Source organism: Streptomyces vastus (assembly GCF_039532825.1).
Lineage (GTDB): Bacteria > Actinomycetota > Actinomycetes > Streptomycetales > Streptomycetaceae > Streptomyces > Streptomyces vastus.
The window spans coordinates 101,809-121,403 of sequence record NZ_BAAASJ010000017.1 but is presented as its reverse complement, the minus strand read 5'-3'; the positions used below and the strand labels follow the sequence as shown (position 1 = coordinate 121,403).

Below are 19,595 nucleotides of genomic sequence, written 5' to 3'. Positions count from 1 at the left end.
TGGCGCGAGCGCTGGGCCTGGCTCCCAGTGGTGGTGCGCCGGTGCGGCACACCACCCCTGACACAGCGGCGCTTCGAGGGCTGCTCGGAACCTCCGCGGTCGGACGTCCGGTGGTGGACCCGGCCGAACCTACCGGCCACCCGCCGCTTGCTGTCAACAGCCGTTCGAGCTGCGGACTTTCGCTCAACCGCCTGGTCAGCGCGGAGGATACGCAGGTGGCAGGACAGAGTGCCTGGTGGAAGACCGGTGCCGGGCCGCCCCGGCACATCACCCCTCCGGCCGTACAAACACGGTGCGCCCGCCCACGACGGTCCGCAGACAGACGGGAAGGGGTGTCCCGGGCGTCAGGTCGGGCAGTCCGGGGGTGCCGGAGCGGGGGTCGGTCGACCAGCGGGCGACCCGGTCGTCCGGGGCCTGGACGACCAGTTCATCGGCCTGCCACACGGCATAGTCGGCGGGTGCGCCCGGCACCAGGACACCCGCCTCGTCCCGGCCGATCGCCCGCCAGCCGCCCCGCGTATGGGCCGTGAAGGCGGCGCGTACGGAGATCCGGTGTTCCGGTGTGCGATGGAAGGCCGCGGCACGGACGGTGCCCCACGGGTCGAGCGGCGTGACGGGACTGTCGGAGCCGAAGGCGAGCGGCACGCCGGTACGCAGAAGGGCCGCGAACGGGTTGAGCTTACGGGCCCGTTCGGCGCCCAGGCGCTCGGCGTACATGCCGTCCTCACCGCCCCACAGCGCGTCGAAGGCGGGCTGGACGGAGGCGGTGAGGCCGAGTTCGGCGAAACCCGCGACGGTCTCCGGAGTGAGCATCTCGGCGTGCTCGACGCGGTGCCGGGCCGCCCGGACACGGGCCCGGCCGACCTTCTCGGCGGCAGCGCGCGCTCCCTCGACCACGGCGGTCACGGCGGCGTCCCCGATGGCGTGGAAGCCGGCCTGGAGCCCCGCCTCCGTACAGGCCACTACATGGGCGGCGACCTCGGCGGCGTCCAGGTAGGAGGTACCGGTGTGGCCGGCGTCCGCGTACGGCAGGTGCAGGCAGGCCGTGTGCGAGCCGAGCGCGCCGTCTACGAAGAGGTCGCCCGCGGCTCCGAGCGCGCCCAGGGAGCGGGCCTTGGTGACGTCCTGCTCGGCCCAGTAACCGACGACCCTCGGCCCGGTCTCCTCCGCGGCAAGCCGCAGCAGCCCGGTGAAGTCGTCCTCGGAGGAGATCTCCGGTCCCGCGCATTCGTGGACGGAGCCGATGCCGAGCGAGGCGGCGTGGGCGAGCGCGGTGCGCTGGGCCTCGGTGCGCTGGGCGGGGGTGACGGCCCCCAGAGCCGCGGCGCGGGCGGCGTGGTGTGCGTCCCGGGTGAGCGGTTGCCCGGCCTCGAAGCCCGCCTTCTCCCGCACCCCTGGCGTCAGATCCAGCAGCGCCGTGGTCACGACGGCGGAGTGCACGTCGATCCGGCTGAGGTAGAGCGGGCGACCGCCGGTGGCCTCGTCGAGCTCGTCCCGCCGGGGCGGGCGCCGCTCGGGCCAGCGGGCGGCGTCCCAGCCGTGGCCGAGAAGGACCCGGTCGCCGGGGCGGGCCGCCGCGAAGTCCCGTACGCGATCGAGGGCCGCCGCCAGGGAGGGCGCGTCGGACAGTTCGAGTCCGCTGAGTGCGAGCCCGGTGGCCGTGCTGTGCACATGGGCGTCGGTGAACGCCGGGGTGACCAGGGCGCCTTCGAGGTCCACCACCTCGTCGACCCCGTCCGCGAACGCGTCGGCCGCGCCCTCGGAGCCGACCCAGGCAACCTGCCCGCGTTCCACGACCATCGCGGTGGCGAACGGGTCGGCGGGGCTGTGGACTTCCCCGCCGCGCAGCAGCACGGTACGTGGGGTGGCGGTGCTCTCACTCATGGAGAACAGTTTCGCCCCTCGACGCCCGCACCCCTCGTCCGGGGCTCTTCCGGGCCTCAGATCTTGGGCGGCCGTGCCTCGTACGGCGTCGAGAGGACCACCGTCGTACGCGTCGACACTCCGGCCAGCGAGCGGAGGCGCGCGAGCAGTTCCTCCAGCTCGTGGGGGGTCGAGACGCGGACCTTGAGGATGTAGTTCTCGTCGCCCGCGACGCTGTGGCAGGCCTCGATCTCGGGGACGCCGGCCAGGCGTTCCGCGATGTCGTCCGGGGCGCTGGGGTCGAACGGTTTCACCGAGATGAAGGCCGTCAGCGGCAGCCCCACGGCCTCCGGGTCGACGACCGCCGCATAGCCGCGGATCACGCCGCGCTGCTCAAGGCGGCGCACCCGCTGGTGTACGGCCGACGTGGACAGACCGGTGGCCTTGCCCAGGTCGGTGTAGCTCATCCGCCCGTCCTCGACGAGCAGCTGCACGATCTGTCGGTCGAGCTCCTCCATGGCAGGAACCTACAGGGCCCTTGATCCTCACCGGTACCTCAGCGGCGCAGGTCATACCCGGTTTGTGATCTGATGGGGACGACCCGGCAAGCCGTGCGGGGACAAATGCACCGCGTCCGGCACCTGCGGGCGGCATGTGACGAACGCCACAGTATGGTCACAGGTTCCGTGATGTTCTCGTGATTACCGCCGAGACCGGACGGGAAGTGCTTGCTGTGGTCGAGGCCGCAGCGCCTTGTCGGCCCACCCGAGGGGGAGAAAATCTATGCAGAGTTTGAAGCGCCCCGGTCGTACCGCACCCAAGCGGCAGCAGCCGGTCGTCGAGCCCGCGCCGGAGGGTGTTGAACCGGCAGAGGACGAGTTCGACGCGTACGACACCTTCGAGATGTACCGGGTGATCTGCCCGGACTGCGCGCAACCCATCGCGCTCCTCGCGGACGAGGAGGTCCTGCCGGAGCACGCGCTGTGCGCCACCCCGTGGAACCCGTTCGGGCTCACGGTCTGTGCCGGTACGGGCCGCGCCGCGGCCGAGGCCCGGCCCGCCGACGAGTCGATGGAGGCTCAGGAGCAGGAAATGGCCCTGCTGTTGACGCTCCCTCAGGGGCTCGACTGGCGCACCCAGCCCTTCTCGCACGTCGGCGGCCCCGGCTCACGGCCCATCCGGGTGCCGGTGATGCGTCGGCGCCAGGCCGCGTAAGCGCTCCGCTGGGTTAGGCAGTTTCCAAGCTGCGGGTTCGTTGCGGCTGGTCGCGCCCGCGCGGCGGAGCCTCAAATCGATACAGCCCCGCGCCCCTAAAGGGACGCTGGTCGCGCCCCACGCGACGGAGTCGCACATTGACGCAGCCCAGCGTGGCGGAGTCGCAGTTGGCACAGGCCAGCGCCCCTGACGGGGCGCGATAGACCCCCGTACGGGCTCCGGCGTGAACTCACGGGCGAATCCGCGGCCGGTGACTTGTCCGGCCTCGACGCGTTGGCCCCGGTATGACCTCCACCTATGCAGAGACGAGCCGTCGCCGCAGGATTATCGTTCCGGCACCCGCGGAATCGGCAGCCCAGAGCACACAGCAGCAGCCTGAAAAGCCCCAGGCCAAGACGCCGCAGGCCAAAACGCCACCGGCAAAGACACCGCAGGCACAGAAACCACAAGCGGTGCGGCAGTCCCAGGATCCGCCCATCTACCGCGCCCTGATGCGCACTTGGGCCAACCGCGGCCGGACCCTGCCGGGGCGTCACGACCCCGAGTGGGCCCGGCTCGTTGCGCCCTCAGCCATGTACGGATATGGCTACGGGCGGTTGTTCACCGCGACTCGGGACCAGCGAGGTGACGGGCGATGACCATCCGCTGGATCTGATTGGTGCCCTCGACGATCTGCAGCACCTTGGCCTCGCGCATGTAGCGCTCGACGGGGAAGTCCGCGGTGTAGCCGTACCCGCCGAGCACCTGGACGGCGTCCGTGGTGACCTTCATCGCGGCGTCCGTGCACAGCAGCTTCGCCATGGCCGCCTGCTTGGAGAACGGCCGCCCCGCGTCGCGCAGCCGGGCGGCCGCGAGATAGAGCGCCCGGCCCGCCTCGATCTGTGTCGCCATGTCCGCGAGCATGAAGCGCAGGCCCTGGAAATCCGCGATCCGCCGCCCGAACTGCTCGCGCCCGGTGGCGTACGCGACTGCCTCGTCCAGCGCCGCCTGGGCCACGCCGATCGCGCAGGCCGCGATGCCGAGCCGTCCGGAGTCGAGCGCGGACAGGGCGATCGCGAAGCCCTGGCCCTCGTCGCCCAGGCGCCGGTCGTCGGAGATCCGCACCCCGTCGAAGTGCACCTGGGCGGTGGGCGAGCCCTTCATGCCCATCTTCTTCTCGGGCGCCGCCGCACTCAGCCCCTCGGCGTCACCGGGAACCAGGAACGCCGTGATGCCACGCGTCCCCTCACCGCCGCTGCGCGCGAACACGGTGTAGAAGTCGGCGATCCCACCATGAGTGATCCAGGCCTTGGTGCCGGTGAGAACCCAGTCGTTCCCGTCCCGTACGGCCTTCGTACGCATGCTGGCGGCATCGGAGCCCGACGACGGCTCGGAGAGGCAGTACGCCCCGAGGAGCCCGCCGCCGAGCATGGCCGGCAGATGCTCGACCTGTTGCTCCTTGGCGCCGTAGTGGGCGAGGGCGTGGCAGGACAGCGAGTGCACGCTGACGCCGAGGCCTACGGTCATCCGGGCCGCGGCGAGCTCTTCGAGGACCTGGAGGTAGACCTCGTACGGCTGGTCACCGCCGCCGTACTCGGAGTCGTACGGAAGGCCGAGAAGGCCCGACTCGGAGAGCAGTGTGAAGACGTCGCGCGGGAAGTGCCCGGCGTCTTCCTCCTCGGCCGCCTTCGGGGCGATCTCGCCCTGTGCGATGTCGCGGACGAGCGAGATCAGATCCCGGGCCTCGTCCGTGGGCAGTTGCCGGTCCACCGGCTGCGGGGCGCGGTCGGGCATGGCGACGCTCTCCTCCCTGTCGGGCACTTCGGCGGACGCCGACCTTGGATGCGGTGGGTCCACCGGGTCTCACAGTGCCCAGCCGATGCTGTCCTCCCGGGTCGCGGAAGGAGCTGACCAGCGGCTGTGCGCTGTGAGTATGCCCGATCCGCGTCAGCGCGTCACCGGTTAACGGTCGTTAATTAGAACACATCCGGATTGGTCCGAACCATTGACGCACTGGTCTAGTCCTCCTACTGTTCCCCCAACACCGAACGCGTTCATGCCAAGCGGTACTGTCCTGCCCGAGCGCCACCCGGCAGGGCCGGCACCACTCCCCCCGCACTCCCCTCCCCACGAGGAGTCCCGATGCTCAGACCGCAACGTCCCCCAGCCCGCTTCCGGACCTTCGTCTCCGCCGTGTGCTGCGCCGTCCTCGGTGCCGGACTGCTCGCCGGCGCGGGCCCCGCAACGGCATCACAAGAGGCCAAGGCAACCGACTCGGCAGGGAAATCGGCAAGGAAAGCCGCCGCCGGCTCGAAGGTCGTCGGCTACTTCACCGAGTGGGGCACCTACCAGCGCCAGTACCTCGTCAAGAACATCGAGACGTCCGGCTCGGCGGCCAGGCTCACCCACATCAACTACGCTTTCGGCAACGTCACCGGCGGCAAGTGCGCCATGGGCGACTCCTACGCGGCGACGGAACGGACGTACACAGCGGCAGAGTCCGTCGACGGCGTCGCCGACACCTGGGACCAGCCCTTGCGCGGCACCTTCAACCAGCTGCGTGAGCTCAAGAAGAAGCACCCGAATCTCAAGGTCCTCTGGTCCTTCGGCGGTTGGACCTGGTCCGGCGGCTTCGCCGAGGCAGCCAGGAATCCGGCCGCCTTCGCCCAGTCCTGCTACGACCTGGTCGAGAACTCCAAGTGGGCGGACGTCTTCGACGGGATCGACATCGACTGGGAGTACCCGAATGCGTGCGGCCTTACCTGTGACACCAGCGGCAGGGAGGCGTACAGGAAGCTGATGTCGGCGGTGCGCGCGAAGTTCGGCGGCTCCTCGCTGGTCACGGCGGCGATCCCGGCCGACGCCACCAGCGGGGGCAAGATCGACGCGGCGGACTACGCGGGCGCCGCGCAGTACGTCGACTGGTACAACCCGATGACGTACGACTTCTTCGGCGCCTGGGACGCGGCCGGTCCGACGGCTCCGCACTCGCCGCTGACCTCGTACTCCGGGATTCCGAAGGCGCAGTTCCACACCTCCGCGACCATCAACAAGCTCAAGGGTCTCGGCATCCCGGCCTCGAAGCTGCTGCTCGGCATCGGCTTCTACGGGCGCGGCTGGACCGGTGTCACCCAGGCGGCGCCCGGCGGCTCCGCCACCGGTCCGGCGGCGGGGACGTACGAGCAGGGCATCGACGACTACAAGGTGCTCAAGTCGAAGTGCCCGGCGACGGGCACGGTCGGCGGCACGGCGTATGCCAAGTGCGGCGGCGACTGGTGGAGTTACGACACCCCGTCGACCATCGCCGGGAAGATGGCCTACAAGAACCAGCAGGGCCTGGGAGGCACCTTCTTCTGGGAACTGAGCGGTGACAGCTCGAACGGCGAGCTGATCAAGGCGATCAACTAGCTTGTTCCGTACGTCACTTGGGGCGGGGGTCGGCGGACCCCCCGCTCTTCGCTCACGCCCGGCGGGCGGCCGGGGGCGCCGGGTACGAGGAGTCGAGGTCCTCGATCGCCCGCAGGGCACCGCCGAGCATCTTCACCAGCAGTTCGCGCATCACGTCGCGCGGGAGCGCCTGGTGGTCGATCCAGTCGAGGGTGGCGCCCTCGACGCTGCACAGCCAGCCGAGCAGCGCCGTGCGGGGCAGCGGAGCGACCTTGCGCCGGCCGTACGCCCCCTCGGCGATGGCCTCGACGATGGCCTCGCGCACGCCGTCGCGGATGGCGAGGACCTCGGCGTCGAAGCCGACGCCGCCGGTGATGATCGCGCGGTACGCGGCCTGGTGCTGCTCGGCGTAGCACAGATAACTGTCGATCGTGCGGTGCACCCGTTCCTCGGGCGGCAGTTCGAGGCCGCCGGCCGCACGGGAGATCAGGTCGGCGACCGAGTCCTCGATGATGGCCAGGTAGTAGCCGCGCTTGGACTTGAAGTAGTAGTAGATCAAGCCCTTGGCGACGTGTGCCTGCTTGGCGATGTCGTCCATCGACAGGGTGTCGTAGGACGTGTCGGCGAATAACTTCCGCCCGATGGCGATGAGTTCGGCACGACGCGCCAAGGAGCGGTCGGTGCCGCGTGTCTGTGGGCGGCCGGCGTGCCGTTGACTATGGTTCAATTCCAGCCCTGGTCTTCAACTGCCTCCGAAACTTTCGCTGGCAGTATGTCAGACCCCCGCCACCGGCCCGTTCGACACCATTCGACTGTTGCCGTAGTCCCGCAGGTCGGCCGTCAGATCATCCCGAGCTGTGTGACGAGCATCGCGAGCACTACCACGAAGGTCCACCCGGCAAGGTGCTCAAGGATCTTCGGGCCGTCGTCCTTGGGACCGCCGGTACGGGTCTGAGAGCGTCCGGTCTGAAGGCGTCCGGCGGTGGCAGAGGTCGCGGTCATGGCAGCTCGCTCGCATTGGTTTCGGTCGGTGGGCTCCCCCGCGTTCCGGGGTCCCGGGGGCTGTCCACCTTGCCACCCGGATCGGCTTTTGCGGGGGAGACCTTGCTCACCTCCCGAATGCCCAGGCCATCCGGCCCCCGGGTCAGCGGATGCCGACCGCTGTCAGCGCCTTCCGCTGGCGCGCCGTGGGATGCGCAGGGAAGTAGAGGTAACAGACCCCGCCGGTGCCGGAGGTCACCTTCCCGGAGGCGTTGTACCTCTTGGTACGAAGCCAGATGTTCTCCCAGGCGCGCCGCTGGTAGACCCGCCGCACGGCCTCGTTGCTCGGTGAGTTCGGGTCGTTGGCGATCACGTCACCGGCGGCCGTGAATCCGATGACCGTCATCAGATGGCCCGCGGTGCCGTAACCCGCTCCGGGCAGCTCGGACTCGAGGAACGACTGGGACGTTATGGCCGGGATGCCCGCCGCGATCAGCGTCTCCAGATCGGTGAGCGAACCGAGGCGCGTCACCACGCCCTGGAGGTCCTTGTACATGGCGGCGTACGCGGCGTTGAAGGGCCAGTTGCCGCACCCCTCGTACTGGTAGTCGTAGGTGAACCGGGCGGCATGGCACACCTGCGGATCCTCGAAGTCGGGATTGACCCAGGCCAGGTCCTCGGCCGTGGGCTTCCGCCCCCAGTACTCGATGATCATCTGCGAGGAGGTGGGGCTGCACCAGGCCTCGCCGCCGTTGTCGTACTCCGGGTACTGGCCGATGTGGGTCTCCTGCGAGTACCGCGGGACCGTCAGCTCCTTGGCGAGTGAGGGCTTCGAGGCCGGGACGGTGAAGCGGTCCGGGATGTCGGAGCCCATCGCGCCCAGCCGCCACACGGTGGGCGTGATCTTCGCGCCGGGCTTGCGGTACAGGGTCAGCCGCAGCCGGTACGAGACGAGACGCAGGCCGGAGGCCGCGTCGTCGATGGCGAAGGTGTCCGTCCAGACGCTGCTCTTGCCGTCGCTCTGGTCGTCCACCGAGGTCCGCCTGATGTCCTGGTCGCCGGCCGCCCAGCGGCCCATCACGTACCAGGGGGCGTCCATGCCGTCGGAGTACGTGCCCGCCAGCTCGACCTGGAGCCAGGTCCCCGCCGGAGTGTGCGCGTTCCAGGAGGCGATGACCTCGGTCGAGGGCACGGCGAGGCGGTGGACGGGCGAGGTCCAGCGCGCGTACTCCCAGGTCGTCGTCTTGCCGGTGTGCGGGTCTGCGTAGTCGGTGCGCCCCGCGGGGGTCGCGATCACCAGGCCCGGACGTTTCCCGGAGACGGCTCGGGTGCCCTTCGCGGTGCCGCCGCGCCAGTCGGTGTACGAGGTCCAGGCGCGGTTGTCGACCTGGCCGGACGGCGCTTTCGACGGGGCGTGCGCGGTGCGGGCGGAGGAGCCGGCAGCGGCTGCCGGGCTCGCGGCACCCACCGCCGCCGCGGCCACCGCCACGGCCAAGAGGCTTCTGCGGGAGGGCTGTTCGGCTCTGGTCATGTGCGGGTGACCCCCAGGTTTCCGGAACGGTCGAGTGCAAAGTGCGGGTGTGCGGCCCACTATGGATGGCCGTGCTGTCGGCTGCCAGCACTTCGAGGGCCGTGGCACCGATCAATATTGGTCACAACCAATGGCACAACGTTCGGGAAATACCCTGGCAATGTGCACACCTCGCCAGACGCCCTCGCCTCCCGCCTCCTCCGCCTGCCCCCGTCGTGCGGACCCGTCCGCCTTGTCGGCGTCGACGGGCACGCGGGCTCCGGAAAGACGACGTTCGCGGGGCGGCTGGCCGAGGCTCTGAGCGGTGCACCCGTACTGCATCTGGACGACATCGCCACGCACGAGGAGTTGTTCGCGTGGGCGGGCCGGCTGCTCCGGGACGTCGTCGAGCCGCTGAGCCGCGGCGATCAGGCGCACTACCGGGCGTACGACTGGCAGGCGCGCCGCTTCGGGCCGGTCCGCGCCCTGCCGCCCGCGCCCGTGGTGCTCGTCGAGGGTGTGGGCGCGGGACGCCGTGCGTTGCGGCCGTTTCTGGCGTGCCTGCTGTGGATGGAGCTGGCTGCCGAGGACGCCTGGGCGCGCGGGCGTCAGCGGGACGGTTCGGAGCAGAGGGACTTCTGGGCAGGCTGGGTCATCGCCGAGTGCCGCCACTTCACCGAGGACCCTTCCCGGCCCTATGCCGATCTCTTGGTGCGGGGGTTTTCAGAGGGATTTGAGGTACTTCCGGGACCTGCTGGGACCGCTGGACCAGACCAGGTTGTCACGCACCGTGACGGGCCGTCTCCTGTGTGCTGAACCTGTGAAGAGGTGTGTCCGAGAACTGCCCCAAGTGCTTCAACTCGGCTTGACCGGGGGGCCGTACAGGTCTTACGTTTCCAATGTGCGGCTCTTCGAAGTCGCCGACAGACGCGAAGCCCCCGGTTGTTCCCCCGTGATCGGGGGCTTCGTTCTGTCCTCATTCCGGATTCCGGACGCCCGGCGAAATGTTTCGCTCACCCTCGGTCACCGAACCGAGTGCGCCCCATGTGCTCCCACCTCGAAGAACCCGTCGTGCGGGCACTCTTCGGCCGGGTACACCCCGCGGGTACGATGCCTCTCGGTGCGACCTTCGGACGGCTGCTCTCCGCACCGAACGCGCAACTCCCGTCCACAGCACAGCGGTTCGACGAAGGCTGCCGACGGGCACCTGCCCGCCCGGCACTCAACGGGGGCACGGTATGTGGGGGACGTGATGGACTTCGGCACGCAGGGCCCCGAGGCCCCGGCCGACCTCGCCTGGCTGCGAGGTGTGGACGCCTACACGATGGGGGCCTATCCACAGGCGGAGGAGGAGTTCCGCGCGGCGGTCCGGATGGATCCGGGGATGGCCGACGGCTGGCTCGGGCTGCACGCGCTGCGCATCGACACCACCACCGCGCTGCTGCGGATGTTCCGGCACCGGGAGCGTTTCGGGGAACAGCGCGCCCGCCACCGGCGCACCCTCAACTCCTGGTACTGGCTGGGCTGGTGGGTACAGCCCGTCCTTGAGAGCCCGCGTGATCTGCTGCTCGCGCACGCCTCGCACTGGCTCGACGGACGCCATGTCCCGGAGCTGGACCGGGCGCTCGCGGGACTGCCGCCGGTGGACGCCGACCGGCAGGTGCGGTTTCTGCACGCCTGCCGGGCCTACCTCGTCAAGGACTGGGAGCAGCTGGTCCGGCACACCGATCCGCTGATCGACGATCCGATGCTGGGCATCGAGGCCGGGCTCTTCGGCGGCATGGCGCGCGTACGCCTGGAGATGTACGGGCAGGCCGAGCCGCTGCTGTCGGCCGCGCTGATGCGCTGTCGCAGCGAGCAGCCGCAGCGCAAGGAGCTGCGGTACTGGCTGGCGCGGGCGCACGAGGGCACGGGACGGTCGGCGGCGGCGCTGCCGCTGTACCGGGCGGTGCACCGGGTGGATCCCGCCTTCATGGACACCTCGGCGCGGCTCGCGGCGATCGCCGAGGGCGACGGGTACGACGACGCGGCGGATCTCGCGGCGATCACGCTCACCGGCGTCCAGGACATGATCGACGGACCGGACGGCGTGGACGCGCTGTTCGGCCCGGAGGGCCGGGACCTCAAGCTCTCGGAGCCCGATCTGCCGCCGTCGGGCGGGCTGCCGCCGGATGCCGACACGGTTCGCGAGAAGGCCATAGTGCCGATCCGGCCTCCGCAGCTGCCGACCGGTCCCACCGACCCCGCGCTGCTCGATGAGGCGCTCGCCGAGCTGGAGCGGATGGTCGGCCTGGAGCCGGTGAAGCGGCAGGTGAAGGCACTGTCCGCGCAGTTGAACATGGCCCGGCTGCGCGCCGGCCAGGGCCTGCCCGTGCAGCCGCCGAAGAGGCACTTCGTCTTCTCCGGGCCCTCCGGCACCGGCAAGACGACGGTGGCCCGCATCCTGGGCAGGGTCTTCTACGCGCTCGGGCTGCTCGGCGGCGACCACCTCGTGGAGGCCCAGCGCGCCGACCTGGTGGGCGAGTACCTCGGACAGACCGCCGTGAAGGCCAACGAACTGATCGACTCCGCGATCGGCGGCGTCCTCTTCGTCGACGAGGCCTACTCGCTCTCCAACTCCGGCTACGGCAAGGGCGACGCATACGGCGACGAGGCGCTTCAGGTGCTGCTCAAGCGCGCCGAGGACAACCGCGACCATCTCGTGGTGATCCTCGCCGGCTACCCCGAGGGCATGGACCGCCTGCTCGCCGCCAACCCAGGACTTTCGTCCCGCTTCACGACCCGCGTCGACTTCCCCTCGTACCGTCCCCTCGAACTCACCTCGATCGGCGAGGTGCTGGCCGCCGAGAACGGCGACGTATGGGACGAGGAGGCGCTCGACGAACTGCGCTCCATCAGCGGGCATGTCGTCGACCAGGGCTGGATCGACGAACTCGGCAACGGCCGCTTCCTGCGCACTCTGTACGAGAAGAGCTGCGCCTACCGCGATCTGCGACTGTCCGGCTACACGAGCGAGCTGACCCGCGACGATCTGTCCACCCTGCGCCTGCCGGACCTGATGCAGGCGTACGGCGAGGTCCTGTCGGGCCGGGGGCCTCAGGATCCGTCGGCGCTGTGAACGGGCGGCTTCCCGGGGGCCATGGTGGGCGCGAAATTATGACGCTGTGACGTGCAAGTGTCACGATTTCGGCCCCACCCCACCCCCAGCCCTTCAGCTCGCCAGAGCCTCCTCAGGGGCACCGCCCGGGACGGGCTCCGCCAGCGTCGTCACCTGCTGAGCCTGCTGGGTCCCCGGAACGGCCCGGTGTGCCGGGTCGCGTACCTCGCCGACCAGGAGTTCCAGTACGTCCTCCAGAGCGACCAGGCCGAGTACGCGGCCCGAGGCGTCGGCGACCTGGGCGAGGTGCGTCGCGGCGCGGCGCATCACGGTCAGGGCGTCGTCCAGCGGGAGTTCGGAACGCAGGGTGGTCATGGGGCGCCAGACCTGCTGCGGCACGGCCCGCTCGGACTCCTCCAGGTCGAGTACGTCCTTCACGTGCAGATAGCCCATGAAGGCGCCGTTCTCCGCGCACACCGGGAAACGGGAGTAGCCGGTGCGGGCGGTGAGCGCGACGACCTGGCCCGGGGTGACCGAGGGGCCGACCGCCACCAGTGACTCGCGGTCCAGGAGCACATCCGTGACCGGGCGGGAGCCCAGCTCCAGGGCGTCCTCCAGGCGCTCCTGCTCCTCGGGGTCGAGGAACCCGGCCTGGCCCGCGTCCTCCACCAGGCGGTTGAGCTGCTCGCTGGTGAAGACCGCCTCGACCTCGTCCTTCGGCTCGACACGGAAAAGCTTGAGGATCATGCGGGAACAGGCGCCGAGGCCCGCGGTGACCGGCCTGCACAGCCGGGCGAAGGCGACCAGACCGGGGCTGAGCCACAGCGCGGTCTTCTCCGGCGCGGCCATCGCCAGGTTCTTCGGCAGCATCTCGCCGACGACTAGGTGGAGGAAGACGACCGCGGCGAGGGCGATGACGTACCCGAGGGGGTGGATCATGCCCTCGGGCAGGTTCACCGCGTGGAAGACGGGTTCCAGGAGGCGGGCCACGGTGGGCTCGGCGACGGCACCCAGCGTCAACGAGCAGACGGTGATGCCGAACTGCGCGGCGGCCATCATCTGCGGCAGGTTCTCCAGGCCGTACATGACCTGCCGGGCGCGTGCGGTGCCGAGCGGTTCGATCTGGCTGCGGCGTACGGAGACGAGCGCGAACTCGGCGCCGACGAAGAATCCGTTGGCGAGTACGAGCAGGGCGGCGAACAGGAGTTGGAGCAGACTCATCGGACGGCCTCCACCATGGCGTCCGCGGCCTTGACCAGACGTACCCGCTCGGCCCGGTAGTGCCCGACCTGCCGCACCGACAGGCGCCAGCCGGGGAGCTCGGCCTTGTCACCGGGCGCCGGGATCCGGCCGAGCAGATCGGCGACGAGGCCGGCGACGGTCTCGTACGGGCCCTCGGGCACCTCGAGGCCGATGCGCTGGAGGATGTCGACGCGGCAGCTGCCGTCGGCGTCCCAGGCGGGGCAGCCGTCCTCGGACGGGGCCACGGCGAGTTCGGGCAGGTCGTGTCCGTCGTGCTCGTCGCGAACCTCGCCCACGAGTTCCTCGACGATGTCCTCCAGGGTGACGACACCGGCCGTGCCGCCGTATTCGTCCACGACGACCGCGATGGGCTGCTCGCTGCGCAGCCGCTCCAGGAGGGGCTTCACCGGCAGCGTCTCCGGGACGAGCAGCGGAGGCTGCGCGATCCGGCCGACGGGCGTGCGCAGCCGCTCCTGTGTGGGCACCGCGAGGGCGTCCTTGAGGTGAACCATGCCGACGATTTCGTCGATGCGCTCCCGGTAGACGGGGAAGCGGGACAGGCCGGTGGCACGGGTGAGGTTGACGACGTCCTCGGCGGTCGCGGAGGACTGCAGGGTGCTGACCTTCACGCGCGGTGTCATGACGTGCTGCGCGGTGAGGTCCGCCAGCGAGAGAGTGCGGACGAAGAGGTCGGCGGTGTCCTGTTCCAGGGTGCCGGCCCGGGCGGAGTGCCGGGCCAGGGAAACGAGTTCGCCGGGGGTGCGGGCGGAGGCCAGCTCCGCGGCCGGCTCTACGCCGAAGACACGGACGAGCCGGTTGGCGACGGAGTTCAGGCCGGCGATCACCGGCCTGAACAGACGGGAGAAGAGGTGCTGAGGTCCCGCGACGAAGCGCGCGACCTGCATCGGCCTGGACACCGCCCAGTTCTTGGGCACGAGCTCGCCGATCACCATCTGCACGGCCGAGGCCAGCAGCATGCCGACGATCACGGAGACACCGGGGACGGCACCTTCGGGTATGCCGATCGAGGTGAACGGGCCGTGCAGCAGCTCGGCGAGCGCCGGTTCGGCGAGCATGCCGACGACGAGGGAGGTGATGGTGATGCCGAGCTGGGTGCCGGAGAGCTGGAAGGACAGCTCCTTGAGCGACTCGACGACCCGGTGGGCCCTTCGGTCGCCCTCGGCCGCGGCCTTCTCGGCGTCGGGGCGCTCCACCGTGACGAGGCCGAACTCGGCCGCCACGAAGAAGCCGTTGGCGAGGATCAGGAGGAACGCCGCCCCGAGGAGCAGCAGGGGGATGGTCATGCCGCCGCCTCGATATGCCGGGAGGGGGCGGCGCAGGTACTACAGGACGATCCGTCCATCGCTGGAGGGAGTCACTCCTCGAGTAGCAGGAGCCCCTGACTTCCGGGGCGGAACATCAGGGGCGGAGGCGCAACGAAAACGCCTCCGGCACCAGATTAATCAAGACACCGGCGAAAGCGGCAGGGTGAATTCCTGCGATCAGCCGTGATGTTCGCCGGACCGGCCGTCGCCCGGTCCTTCGTGCTGTCCGTCGGCATCGCCGATCGCGCGGGCCTCGGCCAGCGCCCGCAGCGTACGGGCGTCCCTGATCGCCTGCTGCTTCGCGATCCCCGGCTGGATGCCGAGCGCGGGCAGGCTGGTGCCGTCGCTGAGGTTCAGGAACACCCACGGGTCGCCGGGACGCAGGTTGACCTGCAGAATCTCCGCCCAGGCAAGGTGCCGTCGGCTGGCGATGTTGACGACGGTGACTCCGGACTCGTCGGCGACGACTTTCGGCCGCGAGAGCAGGACGAGCACCCCGAAGAGCAGTGCCCCGGTGAAGACGAAGCTGAGGCGCTCCCCGAGGCTGAGCTTCTCCAGCAGCATCGCGACCGTCGTGATGACCACGAAGATCGCGGCACCGGCGGTCAGCAGGACGGCACGGGTGCGTCCCGGCCTGAAAGTGACGGGAAGAGCGGGCAGAGCGGGCAGATCCGACATGGGCGTGCTCCGGATCCCGGTCAGAGACGGCAGGCGTGGATGGCCGTGGTCAGGATGGCCCGCGCGCCGATGTCGTACAGGTCGTCCATGATCCGCTGCGCTTCCTTGGCCGGAACCATCGCCCGGACGGCGACCCAGCCCTCGTTGTGCAGCGGCGAGACCGTCGGCGACTCCAGACCCGGCGTGAGGGCCACGGCCTTCTCCAGTTCCTCGACGCGGCAGTCGTAGTCCATCATCACGTACGTCCGCGCCACCAGGACGCCCTGAAGGCGGCGCAGGAACTGCTGCACCTTCGGCTCCTCGCCGTCCGTCCCCGTACGGCGGATGACGACGGCTTCGGACTTCATGATGGGCTCGCCGATGACCGCGAGACCCGCGTTGCGCAGCGAGGTGCCGGTCTCGACGACGTCCGCGATGACCTCGGCGACGCCCAGCTCGATCGCGGTCTCGACGGCGCCGTCGAGGTGGACGACGGAGGCGTCGATGCCGTGGTCGGCGAGGTGCTTCGCCACGATGCCCTCGTACGAGGTGGCGACCGTCATGCCGTTCAGGTCCGTGACGCCGTTCGCCGTGCCGGGCTTGGTGGCGTAGCGGAACGTGGAGCGGGCGAAGCCGAGCGGCAGGATCTCCTCGGCGTCGGCGCCGGCGTCGATGAGCAGGTCGCGGCCGGTGATGCCGATGTCGAGCTGTCCGGAGGAGACGTAGATCGCGATGTCGCGGGGGCGGAGATAGAAGAACTCGACGTCGTTCTCCGGGTCGACGATCCGGAGTTCCTTGGACTCCCGGCGCTGCTGGTAGCCGGCCTCATGCAGCATCTCCGCCGCAGGGCCTGACAGGGAACCCTTGTTGGGGACGGCGATGCGCAGCATGAGGTCGGCTTCCTTTGTTCGTGCGTACGGTGCGGGAGTTGGGGTTGCGTCTTTACGGCGTGACGGCTCAGAGGTGGGCGTACACGTCGTCCAGGGAGATGCCGCGGGCGACCATCATCACCTGGACGTGGTAGAGCAGCTGCGAGATCTCCTCGGCGGCTGCTTCCTTGCCCTCGTACTCGGCGGCCATCCAGACCTCGGCGGCCTCTTCGACGACCTTCTTGCCGATGGCATGGACGCCCTTGCCGACCAGCTCGGCGGTGCGGGAGGTGGCGGGGTCGCCGTTGGCGGCCTTGTGCTGGAGCTCGGTGAAGAGCTCCTCGAACGTCTTCTTGGACATGGTGGCGCCCACTTTACGCGCAGCCGCCCGTTCCTCAGCGCCAGGGTTCGGATACCGAGCGCAGTGTGGCCGCGGTCGCGACGGCGGCCGTCACCGCCTCGTGTCCCTTGTCCTCGTTGGAGCCCGCGATGCCCGCGCGGTCGAGGGCCTGTTCCTCGGTGTCGCAGGTCAGCACGCCGAAGCCGATGGGGACGCCGGTGTCCACGGAGACCTGGGTGAGGCCCTGGGTGACGCCCTGGCACACATACTCGAAGTGGGGGGTGCCGCCGCGGATGACGACGCCGAGGGCGACGATCGCGTCGTAGCCGCGGCCCGCGAGGACCTTGGCGACGACCGGGAGCTCGAAGCTGCCGGGGACGCGCAGCACGGTCGGCTCGTCGATCCCCAACTCGCGCAGGGCGCGCAGGGCGCCGTCGACGAGGCCTTCCATCACCTTTTCGTGCCACTGTGCCGCGATCACCGCGACGCGCAGGTCGCCGCAGTTGCGTACGGACAGTTCAGGTGCACCCTTGCCGCTCACGTGTCTCCTCAGCGCTCTTTTCGTGCTTTCCGTGCTCTTACTGGTTGCCGCAGGGGGACACGGTGGTCGTGTCCAGCCAGGGCAGGTCGTGACCCATCCGGTCCCGCTTGGTGCGCAGGTAGCGGAGGTTGTGCTCGCCCGCCTTCACGGGCATCGGCTCGCGGTCGGTGACCTTGAGGCCGTGACGGACGAGGGCGTCGGTCTTGTCGGGGTTGTTGGTCATCAGCCGCAGGCTGCGTACGCCGAGGTCCTCGAGGATCTGCGCGCCCGCGCCGTAGTCCCGGGCGTCGGCGGGCAGGCCCAGCTCCAGATTGGCGTCGAGGGTGTCGCGACCGCGTTCCTGGAGCTCGTACGCGCGCAGCTTGGACAGCAGCCCGATGCCGCGCCCCTCGTGTCCGCGCAGGTAGACCACCACTCCCCTGCCCTCGGCGTGGATGCGTTCCAGGGAGGCCTCCAGCTGGGGGCCGCAGTCGCAGCGCAGCGAGTGGAAGATGTCGCCGGTGAGGCACTCGGAGTGGAGGCGGACGAGGACGTCCTCGCCGTCGCCGATCTCACCGTGGACGAGGGCGACGTGCTCGACGCCGTCGACGGTCGAGCGGTAGCCGTATGCCGTGAACTCACCGAAGGCGGTGGGGAGTTGGGTCTGGGCCTCGCGGCGGACGGTGGGCTCGGAGGTGCGGCGGTAGGCGATGAGGTCCTCGATGGAGATGATCGTCAGGCCGTGCTTGCGGGCGAAGGGGATCAGCTCGGGCAGGCGCAGCATCTGGCCGTCCTCGCCGGCGATCTCGACGATGGCGCCGGCCGGGCGCAGGCCCGCGAGGCGGGCGAGGTCAACGGCGGCCTCGGTGTGACCGTTGCGGACGAGCACGCCGCCGGACTTGGCGCGCAGCGGGAAGATGTGGCCGGGGCGGACCAGGTCCGTCGGCTCGGCCGTACCGCTCGCCAGGAGTTGAAGCGTGGCGGCCCGGTCGGAGGCGGAGATTCCGGTGGTCACACCGTGTGCGGCGGAGGCGTCCACGGAGACGGTGAACGCGGTCTTCATCGACTCGGTGTTGTCGTCGACCATCTGCGGGAGCCGCAGCCGGTCCAGTTCTTCGCCCTCCATGGGGGCGCAGATCAGGCCACGGCACTCGCTCATCATGAAGGCGATGATCTCGGGGGTCGCCTTCTCGGCGGCGATGACGAGGTCGCCCTCGTTCTCCCGGTCCTCGTCGTCGACGACCACGACCGGGCGGCCCGCCGCGATGTCGGCGATGGCCTGCTCGATGGGGTCGAGGGTGAGGTCCTCGAAGCCTTCGGTGCTGTACAGGATGGGTGCCGCAGTCATGCGGGGGCTCCTTCCAGGACGGGCTGCGCGCTCTGCCGCGAGCGCAGCCACCAGTCGCGCATGCCCCACAGGACGAGTGCGCCGTAGATGATGTAGACGAAGCCGGAGAAGGCGAAGCCGTTGGCGAAGTTGAGCGGCACGCCCACGAGGTCGACGAGCAGCCAGGCGAACCAGAACTCGACCATGCCGCGCGCCTGGGCGTACATGGCGACGATCGTGCCGACGAAGATGTACGCGTCCGGCCAGGGGTCCCACGACAGGGTCGGGTACGCGGTGAACAGGCCGCCGACCGCGAGGGTGCCGAGCGCGGCGGCGCCGGCCAGGTAGGCGCGCTCACGCCAGGTCGCGAACCGTACGGCGACCGAGCCGTCCTGCGCCTTCCGCTCGCCGCGGTTCCACTGCCAGAAGCCCCAGGCGGCGACCGCCATGACGACCACCTGCTTGCCTGCGCTGCCGGAGAGGTGGGCGGTCGCGAAGGCGGTGAGGAGGATGACGCCGGAGAGGAACTGGGCGGGCCAGGTCCACAGGGAGCGTCGCCAGCCGAGAGCCAGGGCGATCAGACCGATGGTGTTGCCCATCATGTCCGCCCACTTGATGTGCTGTCCGAAGACCGTGAAGGCCTCGGAGTTCAGCCAGTTCACCGCCCGGCCCCCTGGCTGCCGAGCAGCCGCTCGACGTACTTGGCGATGACGTCGACCTCGAGGTTGACCGGGTCGCCGGGCTGCTTGAGGCCGAGCGTGGTCAGCGCGAGGGTCGTGGGGATGAGGCTGATGGTGAAGTAGTCGGGGCCCGCGTCGACGACGGTGAGGCTGATGCCGTCGACGGTGATGGAGCCCTTCTCGACGACGTATCGCCTGAGGTCCTCGGGGAGCGAGATCTTCACGATCTCCCAGTTGTCGGACGGTTTGCGCTCGATGATCTCGCCCGTGCCGTCCACATGGCCCTGCACGATGTGGCCGCCGAGACGTTCACCGACGGCCATCGGGCGTTCGAGGTTGACGCGGGAGCCGACGGTGAGGACACCGAGGCTGGAACGGTTCAGGGTCTCGGCCATCACATCGGCGGTGAACTCGTCGCCCTCGTGGTCGACGACCGTGAGGCATACGCCGTTGACGGCGATGGAGTCGCCATGGCGCGCGCCTTCGGTGACGACGGGTCCACGCAGCCGGAAGCGGGAGGCGTCGTCAAGATTCTCGACGGCCGTGACCTCGCCCAGCTCTTCGACGATTCCGGTGAACACTTCCCGGGTCCTCCTGCCTCTT

General features: G+C 69.9%; 19 protein-coding genes. 4 read left to right on the top strand and 15 right to left on the bottom strand.

From position 1 onward, the window contains the following. Nucleotides 1-267 precede the first annotated feature (267 nt). Both ABD357_RS06725 and ABD357_RS06720 read right to left on the bottom strand, forming a co-directional pair. Entirely contained in the window at nucleotides 268-1,884 is a 1,617-nt protein-coding gene (locus ABD357_RS06725) for an amidohydrolase (protein WP_344388166.1), read from the bottom strand. Nucleotides 1,885-1,940: 56 nt separating this feature from the next. Continuing rightward, nucleotides 1,941-2,381: an Lrp/AsnC family transcriptional regulator gene (locus ABD357_RS06720; protein WP_030343745.1), complete on the bottom strand. Its 441-nt coding sequence runs from the start codon at nucleotides 2,379-2,381 to the stop codon at nucleotides 1,941-1,943. Nucleotides 2,382-2,646: 265 nt separating this feature from the next. Between ABD357_RS06720 and ABD357_RS06715 the strand changes: the two genes are divergently transcribed. After that, nucleotides 2,647-3,078, top strand: coding sequence for a hypothetical protein (locus tag ABD357_RS06715; RefSeq protein WP_344388164.1), 432 nt, complete (start codon nucleotides 2,647-2,649; stop codon nucleotides 3,076-3,078). 600 nt (nucleotides 3,079-3,678) lie between these two features. On the opposite strand, the gene ABD357_RS06705 is transcribed toward ABD357_RS06715, so the two are convergent. Next, on the bottom strand, nucleotides 3,679-4,851 hold the full coding sequence (locus tag ABD357_RS06705) for an acyl-CoA dehydrogenase family protein (protein ID WP_344388162.1): 1,173 nt from the start codon (nucleotides 4,849-4,851) through the stop codon (nucleotides 3,679-3,681). 348 nt (nucleotides 4,852-5,199) lie between these two features. Here ABD357_RS06705 and ABD357_RS06700 point away from each other — a divergent pair, with 348 nt between their 5' ends. Continuing rightward, a complete protein-coding gene (locus ABD357_RS06700; RefSeq protein ID WP_344388161.1) occupies nucleotides 5,200-6,465 on the top strand; it encodes a glycoside hydrolase family 18 protein in 1,266 nt (421 codons plus the stop codon). Nucleotides 6,466-6,517: 52 nt separating this feature from the next. On the opposite strand, the gene ABD357_RS06695 is transcribed toward ABD357_RS06700, so the two are convergent. From ABD357_RS06695 to ABD357_RS06685, 3 genes are all read right to left on the bottom strand, one after another. Further along, nucleotides 6,518-7,171, bottom strand: coding sequence for a TetR/AcrR family transcriptional regulator (locus ABD357_RS06695; RefSeq protein ID WP_344388160.1), 654 nt, complete (start codon nucleotides 7,169-7,171; stop codon nucleotides 6,518-6,520). A gap of 113 nt (nucleotides 7,172-7,284) precedes the next feature. Then, on the bottom strand, nucleotides 7,285-7,446 hold the full coding sequence (locus tag ABD357_RS06690; protein ID WP_344388159.1) for an SCO1431 family membrane protein: 162 nt from the start codon (nucleotides 7,444-7,446) through the stop codon (nucleotides 7,285-7,287). A gap of 142 nt (nucleotides 7,447-7,588) precedes the next feature. Further along, complete coding sequence (locus ABD357_RS06685; RefSeq protein ID WP_344388158.1) at nucleotides 7,589-8,956, bottom strand: peptidase C39 family protein; 1,368 nt, start codon at nucleotides 8,954-8,956, stop codon at nucleotides 7,589-7,591. Nucleotides 8,957-9,118: 162 nt separating this feature from the next. Here ABD357_RS06685 and ABD357_RS06680 point away from each other — a divergent pair, with 162 nt between their 5' ends. Next, nucleotides 9,119-9,751 (top strand): uridine kinase family protein, encoded by a 633-nt coding sequence (locus ABD357_RS06680; protein WP_344388156.1) that lies wholly within the window; start codon nucleotides 9,119-9,121, stop codon nucleotides 9,749-9,751. A 436-nt stretch (nucleotides 9,752-10,187) separates the two neighbouring features. Then, nucleotides 10,188-12,053, top strand: a complete 1,866-nt coding sequence (locus ABD357_RS06675) for an AAA family ATPase (protein WP_344388155.1) — start codon at nucleotides 10,188-10,190, stop codon at nucleotides 12,051-12,053. A 93-nt stretch (nucleotides 12,054-12,146) separates the two neighbouring features. On the opposite strand, the gene ABD357_RS06670 is transcribed toward ABD357_RS06675, so the two are convergent. The 9 genes from ABD357_RS06670 to ABD357_RS06630 form a co-directional block, all read right to left on the bottom strand. Next, nucleotides 12,147-13,253: a hemolysin family protein gene (locus ABD357_RS06670; protein WP_344388154.1), complete on the bottom strand. Its 1,107-nt coding sequence runs from the start codon at nucleotides 13,251-13,253 to the stop codon at nucleotides 12,147-12,149. Further along, a complete protein-coding gene (locus ABD357_RS06665; protein WP_344388153.1) occupies nucleotides 13,250-14,578 on the bottom strand; it encodes a hemolysin family protein in 1,329 nt (442 codons plus the stop codon). Before ABD357_RS06665 ends, ABD357_RS06670 begins: the two co-directional genes overlap by 4 nt. A 198-nt stretch (nucleotides 14,579-14,776) precedes the next feature. Next, nucleotides 14,777-15,277 carry a PH domain-containing protein gene (locus ABD357_RS06660; protein ID WP_344388152.1) on the bottom strand — a complete coding sequence of 167 codons (501 nt, stop codon included), beginning with the start codon at nucleotides 15,275-15,277 and terminating at the stop codon, nucleotides 14,777-14,779. A 20-nt stretch (nucleotides 15,278-15,297) separates the two neighbouring features. Then, a complete protein-coding gene (gene hisG / locus ABD357_RS06655) occupies nucleotides 15,298-16,146 on the bottom strand; it encodes an ATP phosphoribosyltransferase (RefSeq protein WP_344388150.1) in 849 nt (282 codons plus the stop codon). Between the two features lie 67 nt (nucleotides 16,147-16,213). Beyond that, on the bottom strand, nucleotides 16,214-16,486 hold the full coding sequence (locus tag ABD357_RS06650; protein ID WP_031486114.1) for a phosphoribosyl-ATP diphosphatase: 273 nt from the start codon (nucleotides 16,484-16,486) through the stop codon (nucleotides 16,214-16,216). A gap of 34 nt (nucleotides 16,487-16,520) precedes the next feature. Further along, complete coding sequence (gene ribH, locus ABD357_RS06645) at nucleotides 16,521-17,006, bottom strand: 6,7-dimethyl-8-ribityllumazine synthase (RefSeq protein WP_344388149.1); 486 nt, start codon at nucleotides 17,004-17,006, stop codon at nucleotides 16,521-16,523. 37 nt (nucleotides 17,007-17,043) lie between these two features. Beyond that, the gene (locus tag ABD357_RS06640) at nucleotides 17,044-18,333 is read right to left on the bottom strand and encodes a bifunctional 3,4-dihydroxy-2-butanone-4-phosphate synthase/GTP cyclohydrolase II (protein ID WP_344388148.1); all 1,290 of its coding nucleotides are present in this window, start codon (nucleotides 18,331-18,333) and stop codon (nucleotides 17,044-17,046) included. Then, the gene (locus ABD357_RS06635) at nucleotides 18,330-18,974 is read right to left on the bottom strand and encodes a nicotinamide mononucleotide transporter family protein (protein WP_344388147.1); all 645 of its coding nucleotides are present in this window, start codon (nucleotides 18,972-18,974) and stop codon (nucleotides 18,330-18,332) included. Before ABD357_RS06635 ends, ABD357_RS06640 begins: the two co-directional genes overlap by 4 nt. Beyond that, the gene (locus ABD357_RS06630; protein WP_344388146.1) at nucleotides 18,971-19,573 is read right to left on the bottom strand and encodes a riboflavin synthase; all 603 of its coding nucleotides are present in this window, start codon (nucleotides 19,571-19,573) and stop codon (nucleotides 18,971-18,973) included. The genes ABD357_RS06635 and ABD357_RS06630 overlap by 4 nt, the downstream gene beginning before the upstream one ends. Nucleotides 19,574-19,595: the final 22 nt, after the last annotated feature.